Origin of the sequence: Vibrio sp. TRT 1302 (assembly GCF_050113875.1) — a bacterium.
Lineage (GTDB): Bacteria > Pseudomonadota > Gammaproteobacteria > Enterobacterales > Vibrionaceae > Vibrio.
In genome coordinates this window covers 212441-230716 of record NZ_JBNJOF010000005.1, presented here as the reverse complement: position 1 = coordinate 230716, position 18276 = coordinate 212441, and the positions used below count along the sequence as shown (strand labels likewise).

Genomic DNA, 18276 nt, shown 5'->3' with positions numbered 1-18276 from the left:
AAGCAACGGGAGCCTTATGGCTCCCGTTTTGATTGCTGTTGCTGCTCGAGTCGGTCTAAACGTTTTAGAATCTCATCTTGTTTCTCGACCAGCTCGACCAGCAATCGCTCTTTGTTCTCAGAGCGTTTTGTTTGGACTTTATTTGGCGAAGTGATCAACGAGGTAATCAAACCTGTGATCATACCAAATAGGCCGACACCACAGATGATCAAACCGGATGCCAGCAACTTACCGCTATTTGTCACTGGGTAATGATCGCCATATCCTACCGTAGAGATCGTCACCAGCGCCCACCATAGAGCATCCCCCCCAGTCTGAATATTGGCATCAGGATCCGAGCCTTCAATAAACAGCATCATGCTGGATCCCACCGTTAGCAGTACAACCATAAGCAATAGGATAGAAGCTAGCGTAGTTTCACGTCTATTGCTGAGAAGCTGCTTTAACAAGTACCGACTAGAACGAATAACCAAAATGACACGCATGATATGAAATATGCGCGCAAAGCGAAGAGGTTCTATCATTGGAATACTGGCAAGAAAATCGATCCAATGACGTTTCAAAAATTGCACACGATCTGTCGCACGGATCATATCTATGCTGAGTTGTAGGATGAAAATGCTACAGATAATAAAGTCTAAGCCGATAAATACTTGTCGAGTTTCTGGGGCGAGTGGAAAGAACAATAAGCCCGAGATCACAAATAGCGCCATAAATGACAGGATCAGTGACAACAAGCTCATCGGTTTAGTGTCGTCTTTGGTAATATCTCTTTTCATACGAGGCTCGAAAAAAATCATAATCAGCGCGTTCGAGGGAGTGGAGTCGCTGCATCACTCTAGTATAAAGCACTGAAATCAAAAAATTTCATTTATTGGAGAACGGACAATGACCAAGATGGCATTTAAGCCGTGGGAACGAGTTATCACGGATATTCGACTGGTTCCTAAAATGGTGATGCTAATGGTGTTCAGTACAGTACTGATCATCGGAAAGCAACTATGGGACGCGAGTGTCTTCTACGACGCTCTTCTTGCAGCAACTCAAGACGCTCAAGTCGCGCAACAGCATTATGAAGCCTACCTAGTACAGGTGGCTTGGCAAACTGTTGCCATGATTGTTGTTTTCGTCGTTCTCCTTTTATTCGCTGCACGGGTTATGTTACGTCAAACCCAATACCTAAGCGAGTCAATTAAATTAATGGCGGCCAGAGACCTTTCTGTTCCTATTGAGATGGAATGTAAGGATGAATATGGTGATGTTGCGCGTGAGCTTGAAAGAACCCGCGTTCAGCTACAGGAAATGATCCGCTTGCAAATCGATGCGTCTCAAGAGCTCGCAGGACTGACGGAAGTGATGACATTAAGTATGTCAGAAACCAAGGAGTCTGCGCAGGAAGAGTTTAATGAGATTGATCAGCTAGCCACGGCGATGAGCGAAATGACATCGACGGTCCAAACTGTCGCAGGTCACGCTCAAAACGCTTCATCACTGACTGAAAGCGCGTCTGGACAAGCCGCGACAGGTCAACGTTTTGTCCAAGATACGGTATTGAAAATCAGTGAGCTTTCTAAAGATATTTCAGCTTCAGCACAGGCAGTCAATCAAGTAGAAGAGAGTGTCGATTCCATTGGCAGTGTGGTGGGTACCATTCAAGGGATCTCTGAGCAAACGAACTTGTTAGCGCTCAATGCTGCGATTGAAGCGGCACGTGCGGGTGAAGCGGGTCGAGGCTTTGCGGTTGTTGCCGACGAAGTGCGCAACCTTGCTCAGCGTACTCAGCAGGCGACCGTTGAAATTCAAGAGATGATTTCTCAGCTACAAACAAGTGCCAACTCTGCGGTTGAACTGATGGAAAAGAGTGTGGTTGAAGCCGCTGAAGGTGTGGAATTGGTGACCAACGCGGGTAGCGAATTGGATGGTATCGTGAGTCAGGTAAATCAAATCAATGATATGAACTTCCAAATCGCCACCGCAGCAGGTCAGCAGAGCAGTGTTGCGGAAGAGATGAGTCAAAACCTGACGAATGTACGAGAGCTTGTAGAAGCATCGGTTACTGTGGTTTCAGAGTTGCTCGAAACATCAGAAATCATGCAGCAAAATGCTGAGGAACTGGATAAGAAAATCACTTCATTTAAGGTGTAGCTTCTCAACTTAATTGCAATAAACGCCCACTTGCTACTAGTGGGCGTTTTTTATTGGTATAAATAGAGCGTTACCTTTCACTCAACTGGTATTTCTATCACAAGGAAGAATCATGCAACTGCCAGAAAGTCTTGTCTCCATCTCCCAGTCTGCGACCGAATCATTATTTCAATCTGATGCAATTTCACACTGGCCAGACTCTTTAACACAGCAACTTAGCTACGTCGCAGGTTTAAGTAAGTTTGTCTGTAATACGTTGGTGGCAGATGAGCAACTTCAGCAATTGTTGCCACAAATGTTGGCAGAGAATTCGCGCTACGAGCAATATCGAGAAAGATTGGCCGGTATGCTGAGTGAATGCAGTGATGAAATGCAGGGACATCGAGTCCTGAGACAATTCCGCAACAGAGAAATGGTGTACATTGCTTGGCGTGATTTCACCGCTTCGTGGTCACTAGAAGAGAGCCTTACTCATTTATCCCAGCTTGCCGAAGCGATGATTTTCGAGACGTATCATTGGCAGTACGATGCTTGCTGTGAACTGTGGGGAACGCCGATGAATGCTCAGGGCGAGGCTCAGCCAATGCTAATCATTGGCATGGGTAAGCTTGGGGGAGGAGAGCTCAATTTCTCTTCCGATATCGATTTGATCTTTACCTATCCAGAAAATGGTGAGACGCAAGGAACACGCCGCAGCATTGCGAACGCTCAGTTTTTTACTCGTTTAGGTCAGCGCATCATTAAAGCCCTTGATCAGCAGACCTTTGATGGTTTCTGTTATCGGGTTGATATGCGCCTTCGTCCTTTTGGTGACAGTGGTCCGTTGGTAATGAGCTATGCTGCTTTGGAGGATTACTATCAGGAGCAGGGGCGTGATTGGGAACGCTACGCAATGATTAAAGCACGGGTCATGGGCAGTGAGATGTACCCGCAATATCAAGAATTGCGTCAAATGCTGCGCCCATTTGTATTCCGTCGCTATATCGATTTCAGTGCGATTCAGTCTCTTAGACGGATGAAGTCTATGATCAGCAGCGAGGTTCGCCGTCGTGGTCTCAGCAATAACATTAAGCTCGGTGCTGGTGGTATTCGTGAGATTGAGTTTATTGCCCAGGTATTTCAGTTGATAAGAGGTGGTCGAGAGCCAAGTCTACGTCAGCGCGGACTGCTCGTCACAATTGATGCCGTTGAAGAGTTAGAGCTACTTACCAAACCAGAAACGCAGGCTTTAAGAGAGGCCTACAAGTTCTTACGTCGATTGGAAAATTTGCTTCAAGCGATGGCGGACAAACAAACTCAGACTCTGCCGGAATGTGAAACCGAGCGATTGCAGCTTGCGGTTGCCATGGGGTACGGTGCTTGGGCCGATCTTATCGCGGATGTAGAAACGCACATGGCGAATGTCCATGGTGTGTTTGCTGCGCTGATCGGAGACGATGAAGAAGAACAGCAAGACATTGCTCAGCATTTTGTTGAACTATGGGATATGGCAGCAAAACAAGATGTTATCGAGAATATTCTTGAGCAGGATATGGCAGTTGAATCGCCCCAGACTATGGCCTGCACCATCATGCAATTTAAACAAGATTTAGCGAAAAAGACCCTTGGGCCACGTGGTCGTGAAGTTCTTAATCGCTTGATGCCAAAAGTGTTCGCTGCTATTTACTCTCATCAAGACGCCAAGTTTGGTTTGCCTCGAGTACTGCACTTGTTGCACAACATTGTTACGCGAACAACGTACCTTGAGCTGTTAGATGAGCACAATGCTGCGTTAACCCAGTTAGTCCGTTTATGTACGGCCAGTCCTATGATTTCCGAGCAGTTGGGGCGCTACCCGATTTTGCTTGATGAGTTGATCGACCCACAACAATTGTATAACCCAATTCCACTGGAGAGTTACCGCACTGAGTTGCGAGACTTTTTGGCCCGTATCCCTGAAGATGATATGGAGCAACAGATGGAAGCTTTGCGCCAGTTTAAGCAGATTTGTATCTTGCGTATTGCCGCAGCCGATATCGCGGGTGTTCTGCCAGTAATGAAAGTAAGTGACCACTTAACCTATTTGGCGGAGGCGATTGTTGAGTCTGTGGTTGGGCAGGCGTGGTTGCAGATGGCTGAAAAGTATGGAGAGCCGACTCATCTTAAAGAACGGAGTGGAAAAGGCTTTGCCGTCATTGGCTATGGCAAGGTTGGTGGCTGGGAGCTAGGCTACAACTCAGATCTCGATATCGTCTTTATGCATGACTGTCCTGCGACTGTCTATACCGATGGTAAGAAAGAAATCGATGGCCGTCAGTTTTATCTCAGATTGGCACAACGAATCATTCATATATTCTCAACCCGAACCGCATCAGGGATCTTGTACGAAGTGGACACTCGCTTACGTCCTTCTGGAGCTTCTGGTTTGCTGGTTAGTCCTAGCGATGCGTTCGACCTATATCAACGAGAAGAAGCTTGGACGTGGGAGCATCAGGCGCTCGTTCGCGCACGAATGATATATGGTGACGAATTATTACAGCAGGCATTTGCAAAGACCCGTCACGAAATTCTTTCACTGGAACGAGACGAAGCCACTTTGAGGAAAGAAGTGTCGGAGATGCGAGTGAAGATGCGCGACCATCTGGGTGGGAAAAAGGCAGGTCGCTTTATGCTCAAGCAAGATCCAGGAGGCATCACGGATGTCGAGTTTCTCGCTCAGTACCTTGTACTACGCTTTAGTCAGCAAAAACCAAAGCTGACCCGCTGGAGTGATAACGTTCGAATCTTTGAGAGCATGATGGCACAAGGCATCATGGAGGAGCAGGATGCGATGGCATTGACCGGTGCTTATACCACCATGCGTGACCAAATCCATCATCGTAATCTTTTGAACCTTGATGCAGATGTTGCTGAAGATAAATTCATCAATGAGCGTGAATTGGTGACTAAACTATGGCACGAGTGGCTCGAATAGGTTTTGACCACTAAAACACTATGTTAAACTCTTGCCCGAATTAGAATTTGGAGATCCACAATGAAGCCAATCCTACCGAACTACAGTGATTCTGGTGTGCTAATTATCGGCGATGTAATGCTAGATCGTTATTGGTATGGTCCTACAGGCCGTATCTCACCTGAAGCTCCAGTACCTGTAGTTAAAGTAGAAAATAACGAAGAGCGACCAGGTGGTGCTGCTAACGTAGCGATGAATATTGCCTCACTTGGTGGACATGCTCATATCGTTGGTTTAACAGGGATTGATGAACCTGCCAAAGTTCTCAACGAAACTCTCTCTGCATTGAAAGTGAAATGTGATTTTGTGGGACTGCCAAACTACCCAACTATCACTAAACTCCGCGTTCTTAGCCGTGGTCAGCAACTTATCCGTCTTGACTTTGAAGACAAGTTTGAAAATGTTGATGCTGAGCTGATTCTGGATCGTATGGAGCAAGCGCTACCAAAAGTGAAGTCAGTTGTCTTGTCTGACTACGCTAAAGGTGCTTTGGAGCACGTACAGCAGTTTATTCAAAAAGCGCGTGCTGCAAACGTGCCAGTATTTATCGATCCAAAAGGGGCGGATTTCGAACGCTACCGTGGCGCGACTCTACTGACCCCAAACATGGCTGAATTTGAGCATGTTGTCGGTAAAGTTAAGTCGAATGAAGAGTTGGTTGAGAAGGGCTTAGCGCTAATTGAACAGTTTGATTTCGAAGCCCTGCTTGTTACTCGTAGTGAGCATGGCATGACGCTGCTTCGTCGTGGTCAAGAGCCGTTCCATTTACCAACACAAGCAAAAGAAGTGTACGACGTGACAGGTGCGGGAGATACGGTTATTTCTGTTCTAGCTGCCTCTGTTGCGGCTGGTAAGCCTCTAGATGAAGCATGTGCGCTTGCAAACGCTGCTGCGGGCGTAGTTGTCGGTAAACTCGGTACGTCTACCGTTTCGACTATCGAGTTGGCTGAAGCCGTTCATGGTAGCCAAGACACCGATTTTGGTGTTATTTCTGAGCATGCCCTTATTGAAGCGGTTAAAAAGGCTCAAGCATGTGGTGAGAAGGTTGTGATGACCAATGGTTGTTTCGATATTCTTCATGCTGGTCACGTCTCTTACCTTAACCATGCCGCTCAATTGGGTGATCGTCTTATTGTTGCGGTTAACACGGATGAGTCAGTAAAACGCCTAAAAGGCCCAGGTCGCCCTGTGAACCCAACGGATCGCCGTATGGCTGTACTTGCAGGTTTAGGTGCAGTGGACTGGGTTGTGCCATTTGGTGAAGATACTCCACAGCGCTTAATTTCAGAAGTGCTTCCTGATCTGCTGGTGAAAGGTGGTGATTACAAACCTGAAGATATTGCTGGTGGTAAGGAAGTGATTGCCAACGGCGGTGAGGTTAAAGTACTTAACTTTGAAGATGGATGTTCAACGACTGAAATCATCGATGCGATTAAAGGTGGTAGGGGCTAACCTTACTATCTATTGCCAAGAGAATGCTCACCAGTCGGTGAGCATTTTTTATAGCAAAGAAAAATGGAGCCATTTGGCTCCATTTTGCTAATTGATTCAGCGGTGAATTAGTCCTCTAGGTCACCACAGAAGCGGTAGCCTTCACCATGAATGGTTGCGATGATTTCAGGTGTACCTGAAACAGATTCGAAGTGCTTACGGATGCGACGAATAGTTACGTCAACAGTACGGTCGTGTGGCTTAAGCTCACGGCCAGTCATCTTCTTAAGCAGGTCAGCACGAGTCTGGATCTTGCCTGGGTTCTCACAGAAGTGCAGTAGTGCACGGAACTCTGAGCGAGGCAGTTTGTAACCATCACCACTTGGACTAACAAGTGAGCGGCTATTGATATCCAGAACCCAACCGTTGAAAACGTATTTATCTACGCTACGCTTCTCTTCACTAACGACGCTTGAATTCATCGAACGACTTAGTAGGTTACGAGCACGGATAGTCAATTCACGCGGGTTGAATGGCTTAGTGATGTAATCGTCAGCACCAATTTCTAGGCCAAGGATCTTATCAACTTCGTTGTCGCGGCCTGTTAAGAACATGAGCGCAACGTTAGCTTGCTCACGTAGCTCACGAGCCAGCAATAGACCATTTTTGCCTGGTAGGTTAATGTCCATAATGACCAAGTTAACTTGGTTATCAGACAGCACCTGGTGCATCTCTTCACCGTCACTGGCCTCAAAAACAGCGTATCCCTCTGCTTCAAAAATACTCTTAAGAGTGTTACGAGTTACTTGCTCATCTTCGACAATAAGAATGTGCGGGGTTTGCATTGGCGGTACCTAAACTTGTGAAAAATTTGTGCTAATAGAATAAATTCTAGGCAAAAACATAACATACAGGTAATGTGATGTTGATAATAAACCAAAGACTGTAAAAATACACTCTCTTTGATTGCCCGCCATCCGTGGTACTTCTTTTCTACCCTTAGAGGTCCTTTATCCTCTGAATCCTACTAGTCTTTGAGGCGGATTCTATAATGTTAACAGCATGCTAACAACGTAGAAGTGTTAATTCCAATCACTTTGTTGATTTATATCAAGAGTTAGAATGTAACAAATATTAATAGTGTCCAGTAAATGTAAAACTGTTGGTTTTATGATAATTGATGCAAAGCTATGGCAAGCCTATTGTGATCCCTATTTTCGTTTCGAAGGTAAGATCAAGTACGAAAATTTTGCCATCATAACAGCTTGGAATCCGAAGAGTGTTTGGCTCTCACCGGACGAGAATTATCGAAATAATCAGTACTTAGCAGCAGAAATAGGCCATACTTGGTGTATGTCGGTCAATGTTGGCAACGAGGATTTCTCGTGGAACGAAGAGAGTTTCGCCGCCGCTGTAAGCCAATCTCGAGCCATTGAGCTAGGGCGTAAGTACGGCCAAAATGCCATCTATTTTGTGCAACGAGATAAGCTCTACCTTATCTCGTGCCTAGAACAAAAACAGACAACGGTGTTGCTTGGCGACTGGCTATCCCGTTGCAGATAAAGGATTTACTTTTTAGAAGTTCAAGGAGGAAAAATGAAAGATATTACCCCTGATATTTGTGATAAACATGCGGATAAAGTCACCTTGCTCGAGCTGCCGTTGCATAGCTTCGGTCGCAAGGATGCATTCTTTGGCGAAATTGTCACTGTTCGTTGCTATCACGATAACTCAAAGGTTCGTGAAATGCTCAGTCAGGATGGTACAGGCAAAGTGCTGGTGGTCGATGGGCATGGCTCATGTCAAAGAGCTTTGCTTGGTGATCAATTAGCTATTCTAGCAATTGATAATAATTGGGAAGGTGTCATCGTTAATGGTGCTGTACGCGATGTTGCAGCAATGGCCGAAATGGATTTAGGGGTTAAAGCCTTGGGTGCTTGCCCGTTTAAGACAGAAAAACGCGATGTCGGTGAAATCAACGTCACCTTAACAATACACAACCAAATGATTCAGCCAGGTGATTACATCTATGCCGATTGGAATGGTGTGTTAATGTCTACTGAATTGTTAGATTGGAACTAGAAGCGAAATCCAAGACCAACTTCAATCCCTTTTTGCCACTCTTGATAGTCGAGAGTGGCATGAATATCTAGATTTTCAGTCAGCTTCATACGACTCGAAACTTCTGCTGCAATTGTCGATTCTTTACCATCACTCAGAGTGTCATCACTGTAGGAGTGAAGGGTACTTTTTACCGAGAATCTTGGTGTCAATTGGTAACTTACGCCACTCAAAAAACCGGTCTCGTTTGCTCGTTCGCTATTGTTTAAACGAGCACCTACGTACAGGTCGACCTTGCTGAAAATGTTATAAGAATAACCACCGTCTATTTTCCATGAATCAAAGTCATTGTTGTCATTTGTACTGGAAATGAAAAGCTTGTGTGGTGAAACGTTTTGTTGGGAAGGGAGTACGGGTAACTCAGCAGCAAATGACGAGCAGGCGCAAAGTAGCACTGATAGGCTAAATATTGTTTTCATATGCCACTCCTTTGCTGTTGTCTGCATTCCACTGCAAAACTAATTAAAGCATAAAACTTCCGGACTAGATGCAACTTTTATATAGCAATTAGTTATTATGATATGTGCCTGTGGTTTCATTGGTTGTTGGAATAATGAGAAAGTTGGTTACATCGTGTAAAGACTGCAGAGTCGGAGTGTGAACAAAAAATAGTAACTTTTCATTGACGTGAGGATGAAAAATAGGTTACACGTATGGGTAAGCAAACACACATCGTTATAGAAAACTAATTTTATGCAGCACCAAAGCCTAGTAATGACCACAACCATTATTATTACCGACATCGCTATTGTTGGGGCAGGCTGCTAAGCGAAAGAAAATCATAAAAAAGGCCTGTATCCCACAAGATACAGGCCTTTTTTTATGTCAATTTAAGACATTTGGAGGAAGGGATGCGAGTTTTAAAGTTTGGAGGATCATCATTAGCCGATGCTGATCGTTTTTTACGAGCAGCAGATATCATTGCTAATAATGCTCAACAAGAAGAAGTCGCAGTCGTGCTTTCAGCACCAGGCAAGACGACCAATAAATTAGTTTCTGTCATTGAAGGGGCGTTAAAAAATGGCGAAGCAGAATTGCAAATCGCCGAGCTTGAGGATTCTTTCCGCGACCTTTACCAAGACATCAAGCAAGTGCTGCCGAACATCAATGGCAGTGCTTACGACAATCAAGTTAAAACATCTCTATCTCAGCTACGCCAGTTCGTTCATGGCATAAACTTGCTGGGTATGTGCCCTGACAACGTCAACGCACGTATCATTAGTAAAGGTGAGCGAGTTTCTATTCAGCTTATGAAAGCGGTATTAGAGGCGAAAGGCCAACCAGCCAGTCTGATCGACCCTGTGCAATACTTATTTGCTCGTGGTGATCATCTTGAAGCGATGGTTGATGTTGAAATCTCTACTCAAAACTTCCGTCAGAATCCTCTTCCACAAGGCCATGTAAACATCATGCCTGGCTTTACTGCGGGTAATGACGAAGGCGAGTTAGTGACGTTAGGACGTAATGGTTCGGACTACTCAGCAGCGGTTTTGGCCGCGTGTCTTCGTGCCGATTGTTGTGAAATCTGGACTGATGTTGATGGCGTTTATAACTGTGACCCTCGCTTAGTAGCGGATGCGCGTCTATTAAAATCTCTCAGCTACCAAGAAGCAATGGAGCTTTCGTACTTTGGTGCGTCTGTACTGCACCCTAAGACCATCGCGCCGATCGCCCAATTCCATATTCCTTGTCTGATCAAAAACAGTTTTAACCCACAAGGTGCGGGCACGCTCATTGGCCAAGACACGGGTGAAGATAATCTAGCGATCAAGGGTATTACAACTCTCAGTGACCTGACGATGGTTAACGTATCTGGCCCTGGTATGAAAGGCATGGTTGGCATGGCTAGCCGCGTATTTGGTGCGATGTCTTCTGCGGGTGTATCGATCGTTTTGATTACTCAGTCTTCTTCAGAATACAGCATCAGTTTCTGTATTGAAGCTCAAGATCAGGCAATCGCAGAGCAAGCGCTTGGTGATGCTTTTGAGCTTGAACTGAAAGATGGCCTGTTGGAGCCGGTTGAGTTCCTTAATGATGTCGCGATCGTAACGTTAGTGGGTGATGGAATGCGCACTTCTCGTGGTGTGGCATCTCAATTCTTCTCTTCGTTAGCCGAAGTTAACGTTAATATTGTTGCAATTGCACAAGGCTCATCTGAGCGTGCTATCTCAGCCGTGATCCCAGAAGATAAGATTTCAGAAGCCATCAAAGCCTGTCACGAAAACCTATTCAACTCAAAACACTTCCTCGATGTGTTTGTAGTTGGTGTTGGTGGTGTGGGTGGCGAACTGGTGGATCAGATTGATCGTCAGCAAGCGAAATTGGCTGAAAAAGGCATCATCTTACGAGTTTGTGGTTTGGCAAACAGTAAAGGTCTTCTGTTGGATAGCGAAGGGCTTCCACTTGAACACTGGCGTGATCGTATGAAAGATGCGTCAGAAGAGTTCAGCCTGGCACGCTTAATCTCGTTGGTACAGCGCAACCACATTATCAACCCAGTGTTGGTTGACTGTACTTCTAGTGAATTAATCGCGAATCAATATGCAGACTTTTTAGCTGCTGGTTTCCACGTGGTGACGCCGAACAAAAAAGCGAACACCGCGAGTATGTCTTACTACCATCAATTGCGTGATGTTGCGCGTAGCTCACGCCGCAAATTGATGTACGAAACAACCGTTGGTGCGGGTCTGCCTGTTATTGAAAACCTACAGAACCTTATCTCAGCGGGTGACGAACTGGAACGTTTCAGTGGCATCTTGTCTGGTTCACTGTCATTTATATTCGGTAAGTTGGATGAAGGCATGACACTTAGCCAAGCGACGAATATTGCCAAAGAGAGTGGTTTTACAGAGCCAGATCCACGCGATGACCTGTCGGGTATGGACGTAGCACGTAAACTACTGATTCTTGCTCGTGAAGCAGGTATGAACTTAGAGTTGGAAGATGTCATTGTTGACCAAGCTCTGCCACCAGGCTTTGATGACTCAGGCACTATAGAAGAGTTTATGCAGCGTTTACCTCAAGCTGACGCTTATTTCCAACAACTTTCTGCTCAAGCAGCAGAAGAAGGAAAAGTGCTACGCTACGTGGGTGAAATCTCCGATGGTGAATGTCGAGTAAGCATCGCAGCGGTCAATGAAAACGACCCAATGTTTAAGATTAAAGATGGTGAAAATGCGTTGGCGTTTTACAGCCGTTACTACCAGCCTATTCCATTAGTATTACGTGGTTACGGTGCGGGTACTGAAGTGACAGCGGCAGGTGTGTTTGCTGATGTGATGCGTACATTAGGCTGGAAATTAGGAGTATAAAGAAATGAGTCGAGGTATGGATGTCGTTGTTTATGCTCCTGCGTCAATCGGTAATGTGAGCGTTGGTTTCGATGTTTTGGGGGCGGCAGTGTCCCCCATTGATGGCACGCTACTGGGTGACCGAGTTATGGTTAAATCAGGTGATGAGCCGTTTAGCCTAAAAACAGCAGGTAGCTTTGTCTCAAAACTACCTGAAAACCCAAAAGAGAATATTGTTTATGACTGCTGGCGTGTATTTGCTCGCGAGCTAGATAAGAAAGGTCAAGAGCTTCTGCCCCTAGAGATGACTCTAGAAAAGAATATGCCTATTGGCTCTGGATTAGGCTCAAGTGCTTGTTCCATTGTGGCTGCTTTGGATGCGCTGAACCGTTTCCATGGCGAACCTCTTAACGAAACTGAGTTGCTTGCATTAATGGGGGAAATGGAAGGACAGATATCTGGTGGTGTTCACTACGATAACGTCGCACCATGTTACCTTGGCGGCGTACAGTTGATGTTGGAGGAGTTAGGCATTATCAGTCAAGAAGTGCCTTGTTTTGACAATTGGTATTGGGTAATGGCTTATCCGGGTATCAAGGTCTCGACTGCCGAAGCGCGTGCAATTCTGCCATCACAATATCGCCGTCAGGATATTATCGCCCACGGTCGTCATCTCGCAGGCTTTATACATGCTTGCCACTCTAATCAGCCTGAACTGGCAGCGAAAATGATCAAAGACGTGATCGCTGAACCGTATCGTGAGAAACTGTTACCCGGTTTTGCTGAAGCGCGTAAATACGCTGTCGCAGCCGGTGCTTTGGCGACGGGTATTTCAGGTAGTGGCCCAACGCTATTTAGTATTTGTAAAGATGAAGATGTCGCTGAGCGTGTGGCACGCTGGCTTGAACAAAACTACGTACAAAATGAAGAAGGATTCGTCCATGTTTGTCGTCTCAACAAGCAAGGTTCGAACGTAACAGGAAGTGAGCTATGAAGCTGTACAACATAAAAGAAAATGACGAACAAGTATCCTTTGGCCAAGCCGTGCGCCAAGGATTAGGTCGTAACCAAGGCCTTTTTTTTCCATCAGAACTGCCTAAGTTTGACGATGTAGATGCTCTTTTAGCTGAAGACTTTGTTTCACGTAGTACTAAGATTCTATCAGCACTGATTGGTGATGAATTAGCAGAAGAAAAAGTAAATTCAATGGTTGATGCAGCGTTCCAATTTCCTGCACCAATCAAGCAAGTCAAAGAGGGTGTTTATGCCCTTGAACTGTTTCACGGCCCAACTCTAGCGTTTAAAGATTTCGGCGGCCGCTTTATGGCTCAGTCGTTAGCCGCTGTTTCTAATGGTGGTAAAATCACGATTCTGACAGCAACGTCTGGTGATACAGGTGCGGCAGTGGCACACGCTTTCTACGGGATGGAAGATATCAACGTTGTTATCCTTTATCCGAAAGGCAAAATTAGCCCTCTGCAAGAAAAGTTATTCTGTACGCTTGGCAACAACATTCACACGGTTGCTATCGATGGTGATTTTGATGCTTGCCAAGCGCTCGTTAAGCAAGCTTTCGATGACGCCGCTCTGCGTGAAGAGATTGGCTTAAACTCCGCTAACTCAATTAACATTAGCCGCCTAATGGCTCAGATCTGCTACTACTTTGAGGCCGCTTCTCAACTAAGCAAAGAGCAGCGTGAAAACCTCGTGGTATCGGTACCAAGTGGTAACTTTGGTAACCTGACAGCCGGCTTGTTAGCAAAAGCTCTAGGTTTGCCGATTAAGCGCTTTATTGCTGCGACTAACGCTAACGATACCGTGCCACGTTACTTAGAAACGGGTAAGTGGGATCCAAAACCAACGGTTGCAACGACTTCAAACGCGATGGATGTGAGTCAGCCAAACAACTGGCCGCGTATCGAAGAGCTATGCCAAGTGAAAGATTGGGGCTTAGAGACGTTAGGCAAAGGTGCGGTGAGTGATGAGCAAAGCGCGGAATCAGTAAAAGAGCTGTACCAACAAGGTTATCTGTGTGAACCGCACGGTGCGATCGCCTACCGAGTGCTGCAAGAGCAGCTACAAGAAGGTGAGACAGGGTTATTCCTCTGTACGGCACATCCAGCGAAGTTCAAGGAAGTGGTTGACGATATTTTAGGTACAGATATTGACCTGCCTGGCCCTCTAGCAAAACATGCAGTGATGGATTTGCTGTCTGAAGACCTCGCCAATGACTTCGATGCATTGAAAGAAGTTCTGCGTCGAGTGCAGAAATAAGTAAACAAAGGTCGCTTAGGCGGCCTTTGTTTTTTAGAGCGCCGCGTTTCAATAGGTGCACGTTGTAGTGGCGAATCGATATCTGATACAGCGTTCAAAAATGCAGAAAAAAGGTTGACGCCTTAACGTCAACCTTTCAAAAAAATTCTAGCTTCTAGTGTTTATCTGTTCAAAGCAAATGTCGGCAACGAAAGGTGCCAGCGAATAGCGCCTAAGCGAATAATCAGAGTAGAAGCTACACCCGCGAGGAAAGCGGTATCGCTATCATAGCCAATCGCTAAGGCTGTGGTATGGAATACGCCACCAATCAAGCACGCAGTCGCATAGACTTCACTTCGCAGTACCATTGGGACTTCACGCGCTAATACATCTCGAATGATGCCGCCGCCACAACCCGTTATTACCCCCATGATGATAGCGACCAGCGCTGAGTCTTGATAATGCATTGCTTTGTCTACACCAATGCCGACAAAGACTGCTAATCCAATCGCATCACACACCGGTAAAACCCACCAAGCTAGGCGTTTTGGTCGTCGAACGATGAGCATCGTGAGCAAACAGGTAATTAAGATAGTCCACAAGTAGTTGGTGTCAGTGATCCAGAATACTGGGGTTGCTCCAAGAGCCATATCGCGAATCGTACCACCACCAATAGCAGTAACACTGCCCAATACGGTGACACCAAATGGATCCATCTTTAAGCGGCCTGCAAGTAGAACGCCAGAAATGGCAAAAATAGCTGTACCGAACAAGTCGATCAAATAAAGCAGCATGGAGTCCATGTTACTAAAATCTCTTACTAAAAAGTTGCGAATAAAAGTGAGACTGGATTGTACGAGATATCACCATTGACCGTTAGTGTTTTCGCCTAACGTTATCAAAATACTCGCAAACTTGTTTGACCGCTAACAGTGTCCTCGGCGTCGGTCGGTTTAGCCAGTCTGAGTTTAATGACCAGACATGCTTATTTTGAACTGCATCAAGTTGGTTTGCCCATTTCTGCCACATATTGCCATCGGCAATAGCATGTTCAGAAGAGAAGATGACTTCTGGGTTACTGATGATAACTTGTTCCAGCCCAACTTGAGGATAAGGCGCGACACTGTCGGCGAAGACGTTGACGCCCCCGCAGAATGTGAATACCTCACTTGGCCATTTCTCTTGGGCGAGGGTGATGATGGGTTGGGCGCTTAATTGATAGAAGTAGCGAACAGGTGTTTCTGTGTGGTACTCGTTTTTAAGCTTTTCTAACTGTTGTCTAAAGTCGGCTGCGGCTTGTTTGCCTATATTGGGATCGTCTGAGTATTCACTTAACTGTTCGAGATTATTAGCGATATCGCTAAGAGACGAGGTTTGTGAGTAATAAATATTGATGCCAAACTGCTTTAGCTTCTCCAGCTCACCGTTTGGGTTACCTGCGGGCCAAGCGATAACTAGGTCTGGTTGAAGAGCAATGATTCGCTCGATTTTTATACCCTGATAATTGGACACTTTTTCCAGCGTTTTGGCTTGCTCGGGATAGTCGCTACGCTCACTGACCGCAACAAGCTTGTCCCCCAGTCCTGCCGCGAACGCAATCTCTGTGGCATGTGGCGCTAAACTAATGACCCGCTCGACGGGTGCAGCGAAAAGGCTAGGAATAACCAGTGCAGCCAAACTGGCAACGATAAGGCGCATCTAAATACCTTGATAAAATATGCCCATAAGCAGGCTTTGAATAATGATCCAAGTGAACATGCGCCAAGCCAACATCTTCTGAACTTGGGCCACATGTATCGCAGATGGTGCAATACGACCGCCAAGCTTAGCGCGTACGGATTTTTTACCGTCGTAGATGGCAGGGCCACCCAAAGATAACTCCAACTTACCACCTACAGCGACGATCAGCCAAGCCGGTCCTGGAAGAGGCCAAGAGCTTGCTTGCTGTTGAATGAGTTGAACAGAGGCTTTTGCTCGGTGACCGACGACGATCATGAGCGCAAATAGTCGCAAAGGGATAAAGTCGAGGACGGCGACAGCACGCACAGCCGTCAATCCAAACGGCGAGAACTTTTGTCTTGAAGGGGACCAAGCACGAGCCAGTTCGACCGACATTCGATAGCCAAAAGCGCCAATACCGCCCGCAATGGCATACCAAAACAGCACGCCAACGACATTGCGTCCGTAAGACATAATCAAGGTTTCAGAGCCGGCTTTGCCAAGTCCGAGTAGCGATAAAGGCTCGGTGGCGCGATTTATCAGCGGCTTAATCAGCATCTTTGCTTGCTCTTTGTCCTCTCGGGCGAGAGCGGCAACGAATTGAGCGGTAAATTTATCTGTATTGCGCCAATCAATGGCAAGAAGGAGAAAAGCCAGCTCAAAAAGTTGCGGTTGCCAAACCAATGGCTTTAACGCGATTAAAACGGCTAGCATAGGCAGAATCATCAGTAGCCAAGCTAAGCCGCCTGAGATAATACTTTGCTGGTAGCTGTTGTTTACATTGACTTTATCGGCCAATTGCTCGGCGAATTTATGCCACAAAATGGCAGGATGAGCTTCGCGGGGAAAGGGTAATATCAGATGGCATAATAAAGCGCCCCACAATACGAGGAGCGCACCATTTGAGTAGAGTTGCTGAAACAGATCTTCCATGATGTCTCTTTAACTTACTTTAGAAGTTCAACCATCTTGATAACCATTTCAGAGGAGCTTTGAGCGGCTAGCGGAAGAAACTCATCAAAGCTCATACCTGCTTCTTTGTCTGCCACATCAGAGATTGCACGCACCACAACGAAAGGAACTTTGAACTGGTGACAAGTTTGAGCGATCGCTGCGGCTTCCATTTCTACCGCGACAACCGATGGGAAGTGTTTGCGGATAAATGCCTGACGTTCCGCACTACATACAAAAGCGTCACCAGTACAGATTAGGCCGCGAACTGCGTGCTTATCTTCCATTTGTGATAGCGCTTTCTCTGCCACATCCATCAGTTTTGCATCTGCAATGAATGCCGCTGGTTGTTGTGCCATTTGTCCCATTTCGTAGCCAAATGCCGTCACATCGGCATCGTGGTGGCGAACTTCAGTTGAAATCACAACATCACCAACGTTGAGGCTAGAATCAAAACCACCCGCAGAGCCAGTGTTAATGATCACGTCAGGTTGGTACTCGTCTAGTAAAATTGTGGTGCCAACCGCTGCTGATACTTTGCCAATGCCGGATTGAAGCAAAACGACATCCACACCGTTGATCTGCCCAGAGAAGTAAGTACAGCCTGCTTTGCTTACTTCTTGGCGGTTTTCAATTGCTTGTTTAAGGATGGAAACTTCTTGTTCCATTGCACCGATGATGCCGATTTTCATAATGAATCCTGTTAATTGACATGGGTCTAATTGAATGGTGCTAAGTGTAACAGAAAAGGGCTAGATGGGAACGGGCTTCGCCCTTTGAGAACACTTCGCGATTGGATAACGAGACTTTCCTATTCTCGAAGCGACGTTCGTAAAAAGCAGTTGCTTAACCTATATACATCTCATATAATCCGCGCTTCGCGTAGCGGCTGAATCAGAGATTGGCTGCTACAAATTTAAACTTACTCTTATTAGGAGAGAATTATGTCTCTGAATGCAGAAACTAAAGCAGCAATCGTTGCAGAATACGCTCAAACTGAAGGCGATACAGGTTCACCAGAAGTTCAAGTAGCTCTACTTACAGCTTCTATCAACCACCTACAAGGTCACTTCAAAGCGCACAAAGGCGATCACCACAGCCGTCGTGGTCTTCTACGTATGGTTTCTCGCCGTCGTAAGCTTCTTGACTACTTGAAAGGCAAAAACCTTTCTCGTTACCAAGATCTAATCAAGCGTCTAGGCCTACGTCGCTAATCAGCGGCTGCATAGAACAGTTTGTCGAAAAAGGGGCTATACGCCCCTTTTTTGTGGCCTAAAATGTGCCAAACCTCTGCTAAGTAGTTTATACTACGTCCGGCTATAACCACCTTAGTGGTTTTATCTCCACAATACTTTTTGCATTACAGTCACCGAT

Annotated in this window: 16 protein-coding genes and 1 other annotated feature; of the genes, 9 read left to right on the top strand and 7 right to left on the bottom strand. The window is 46.0% G+C overall.

Annotated elements, in window-relative coordinates; translation table 11 throughout:
* Positions 1 to 14 precede the first annotated feature (14 nt).
* Positions 15 to 779, bottom strand: coding sequence for a potassium channel family protein (locus ACQEXP_RS09895; protein WP_269376541.1), 765 nt, complete (start codon positions 777 to 779; stop codon positions 15 to 17).
* A 109-nt stretch (positions 780 to 888) separates the two neighbouring features.
* Here ACQEXP_RS09895 and ACQEXP_RS09890 point away from each other — a divergent pair, with 109 nt between their 5' ends.
* The 3 genes from ACQEXP_RS09890 (at position 889) to hldE (ending at position 6589) form a co-directional block, all read left to right on the top strand.
* Positions 889 to 2145, top strand: a complete 1257-nt coding sequence (locus ACQEXP_RS09890; protein ID WP_269376542.1) for a methyl-accepting chemotaxis protein — start codon at positions 889 to 891, stop codon at positions 2143 to 2145.
* A gap of 112 nt (positions 2146 to 2257) precedes the next feature.
* Entirely contained in the window at positions 2258 to 5098 is a 2841-nt protein-coding gene (gene glnE / locus ACQEXP_RS09885; RefSeq protein WP_426969649.1) for a bifunctional [glutamate--ammonia ligase]-adenylyl-L-tyrosine phosphorylase/[glutamate--ammonia-ligase] adenylyltransferase, read from the top strand.
* A 60-nt stretch (positions 5099 to 5158) separates the two neighbouring features.
* Positions 5159 to 6589 carry a bifunctional D-glycero-beta-D-manno-heptose-7-phosphate kinase/D-glycero-beta-D-manno-heptose 1-phosphate adenylyltransferase HldE gene (hldE, locus tag ACQEXP_RS09880; RefSeq protein WP_269376544.1) on the top strand — a complete coding sequence of 477 codons (1431 nt, stop codon included), beginning with the start codon at positions 5159 to 5161 and terminating at the stop codon, positions 6587 to 6589.
* Between the two features lie 107 nt (positions 6590 to 6696).
* On the opposite strand, the gene arcA is transcribed toward hldE, so the two are convergent.
* Positions 6697 to 7413, bottom strand: coding sequence for a two-component system response regulator ArcA (arcA, locus tag ACQEXP_RS09875; protein ID WP_138971825.1), 717 nt, complete (start codon positions 7411 to 7413; stop codon positions 6697 to 6699).
* Between the two features lie 325 nt (positions 7414 to 7738).
* On the opposite strand from arcA, the gene ACQEXP_RS09870 reads away from it, so the two are divergent.
* Entirely contained in the window at positions 7739 to 8131 is a 393-nt protein-coding gene (locus ACQEXP_RS09870) for a DUF3293 domain-containing protein (protein ID WP_426969647.1), read from the top strand.
* 33 nt (positions 8132 to 8164) lie between these two features.
* The gene (locus ACQEXP_RS09865; RefSeq protein WP_269376547.1) at positions 8165 to 8650 is read left to right on the top strand and encodes a putative 4-hydroxy-4-methyl-2-oxoglutarate aldolase; all 486 of its coding nucleotides are present in this window, start codon (positions 8165 to 8167) and stop codon (positions 8648 to 8650) included.
* On the opposite strand, the gene ACQEXP_RS09860 is transcribed toward ACQEXP_RS09865, so the two are convergent.
* Positions 8647 to 9108 carry a hypothetical protein gene (locus ACQEXP_RS09860; protein WP_269376548.1) on the bottom strand — a complete coding sequence of 154 codons (462 nt, stop codon included), beginning with the start codon at positions 9106 to 9108 and terminating at the stop codon, positions 8647 to 8649. The two genes, ACQEXP_RS09865 and ACQEXP_RS09860, sit on opposite strands and share 4 nt — an antisense overlap.
* Before the next feature lie 284 nt (positions 9109 to 9392).
* Positions 9393 to 9512: a sequence feature (Thr leader region), on the top strand.
* 28 nt (positions 9513 to 9540) lie between these two features.
* Between ACQEXP_RS09860 and thrA the strand changes: the two genes are divergently transcribed.
* From thrA to thrC, 3 genes are read left to right on the top strand one after another with little or no spacing between them, the layout of a single operon-like run.
* On the top strand, positions 9541 to 12000 hold the full coding sequence (thrA, locus tag ACQEXP_RS09855; RefSeq protein WP_331427092.1) for a bifunctional aspartate kinase/homoserine dehydrogenase I: 2460 nt from the start codon (positions 9541 to 9543) through the stop codon (positions 11998 to 12000).
* A gap of 16 nt (positions 12001 to 12016) precedes the next feature.
* Positions 12017 to 12973 (top strand): homoserine kinase, encoded by a 957-nt coding sequence (gene thrB / locus ACQEXP_RS09850; protein ID WP_426969695.1) that lies wholly within the window; start codon positions 12017 to 12019, stop codon positions 12971 to 12973.
* Positions 12970 to 14253 carry a threonine synthase gene (thrC, locus tag ACQEXP_RS09845; protein ID WP_269376550.1) on the top strand — a complete coding sequence of 428 codons (1284 nt, stop codon included), beginning with the start codon at positions 12970 to 12972 and terminating at the stop codon, positions 14251 to 14253. The genes thrB and thrC overlap by 4 nt, the downstream gene beginning before the upstream one ends.
* Before the next feature lie 161 nt (positions 14254 to 14414).
* On the opposite strand, the gene ACQEXP_RS09840 is transcribed toward thrC, so the two are convergent.
* The 4 genes from ACQEXP_RS09840 to mtnN form a co-directional block, all read right to left on the bottom strand.
* Entirely contained in the window at positions 14415 to 15035 is a 621-nt protein-coding gene (locus ACQEXP_RS09840; protein WP_269376551.1) for a TRIC cation channel family protein, read from the bottom strand.
* Positions 15036 to 15108: 73 nt separating this feature from the next.
* On the bottom strand, positions 15109 to 15930 hold the full coding sequence (gene btuF / locus ACQEXP_RS09835; protein ID WP_426969646.1) for a vitamin B12 ABC transporter substrate-binding protein BtuF: 822 nt from the start codon (positions 15928 to 15930) through the stop codon (positions 15109 to 15111).
* The gene (locus ACQEXP_RS09830; RefSeq protein WP_269376553.1) at positions 15931 to 16884 is read right to left on the bottom strand and encodes a cobalamin biosynthesis family protein; all 954 of its coding nucleotides are present in this window, start codon (positions 16882 to 16884) and stop codon (positions 15931 to 15933) included.
* Positions 16885 to 16898: 14 nt separating this feature from the next.
* On the bottom strand, positions 16899 to 17594 hold the full coding sequence (gene mtnN / locus ACQEXP_RS09825) for a 5'-methylthioadenosine/S-adenosylhomocysteine nucleosidase (protein WP_269376554.1): 696 nt from the start codon (positions 17592 to 17594) through the stop codon (positions 16899 to 16901).
* Between the two features lie 252 nt (positions 17595 to 17846).
* Between mtnN and rpsO the strand changes: the two genes are divergently transcribed.
* Positions 17847 to 18116 carry a 30S ribosomal protein S15 gene (rpsO, locus tag ACQEXP_RS09820; protein WP_005472830.1) on the top strand — a complete coding sequence of 90 codons (270 nt, stop codon included), beginning with the start codon at positions 17847 to 17849 and terminating at the stop codon, positions 18114 to 18116.
* Positions 18117 to 18276 lie beyond the last annotated feature (160 nt).

Excerpts from the sequence above, each read along its gene's own strand:
- ACQEXP_RS09895 (WP_269376541.1), bottom strand. The coding sequence starts at position 779 with ATGAAAAGAGATATTACCAAAGACGACACTAAACCGATGAGCTTGTTG.
- ACQEXP_RS09890 (WP_269376542.1), top strand. The coding sequence starts at position 889 with ATGACCAAGATGGCATTTAAGCCGTGGGAACGAGTTATCACGGATATT.
- glnE (WP_426969649.1), top strand. The coding sequence starts at position 2,258 with ATGCAACTGCCAGAAAGTCTTGTCTCCATCTCCCAGTCTGCGACCGAA.
- hldE (WP_269376544.1), top strand. The coding sequence starts at position 5,159 with ATGAAGCCAATCCTACCGAACTACAGTGATTCTGGTGTGCTAATTATC.
- arcA (WP_138971825.1), bottom strand. The coding sequence starts at position 7,413 with ATGCAAACCCCGCACATTCTTATTGTCGAAGATGAGCAAGTAACTCGT.
- ACQEXP_RS09870 (WP_426969647.1), top strand. The coding sequence starts at position 7,739 with ATGATAATTGATGCAAAGCTATGGCAAGCCTATTGTGATCCCTATTTT.
- ACQEXP_RS09865 (WP_269376547.1), top strand. The coding sequence starts at position 8,165 with ATGAAAGATATTACCCCTGATATTTGTGATAAACATGCGGATAAAGTC.
- ACQEXP_RS09860 (WP_269376548.1), bottom strand. The coding sequence starts at position 9,108 with ATGAAAACAATATTTAGCCTATCAGTGCTACTTTGCGCCTGCTCGTCA.
- thrA (WP_331427092.1), top strand. The coding sequence starts at position 9,541 with ATGCGAGTTTTAAAGTTTGGAGGATCATCATTAGCCGATGCTGATCGT.
- thrB (WP_426969695.1), top strand. The coding sequence starts at position 12,017 with ATGGATGTCGTTGTTTATGCTCCTGCGTCAATCGGTAATGTGAGCGTT.
- thrC (WP_269376550.1), top strand. The coding sequence starts at position 12,970 with ATGAAGCTGTACAACATAAAAGAAAATGACGAACAAGTATCCTTTGGC.
- ACQEXP_RS09840 (WP_269376551.1), bottom strand. The coding sequence starts at position 15,035 with ATGGACTCCATGCTGCTTTATTTGATCGACTTGTTCGGTACAGCTATT.
- btuF (WP_426969646.1), bottom strand. The coding sequence starts at position 15,930 with ATGCGCCTTATCGTTGCCAGTTTGGCTGCACTGGTTATTCCTAGCCTT.
- ACQEXP_RS09830 (WP_269376553.1), bottom strand. The coding sequence starts at position 16,884 with ATGGAAGATCTGTTTCAGCAACTCTACTCAAATGGTGCGCTCCTCGTA.
- mtnN (WP_269376554.1), bottom strand. The coding sequence starts at position 17,594 with ATGAAAATCGGCATCATCGGTGCAATGGAACAAGAAGTTTCCATCCTT.
- rpsO (WP_005472830.1), top strand. The coding sequence starts at position 17,847 with ATGTCTCTGAATGCAGAAACTAAAGCAGCAATCGTTGCAGAATACGCT.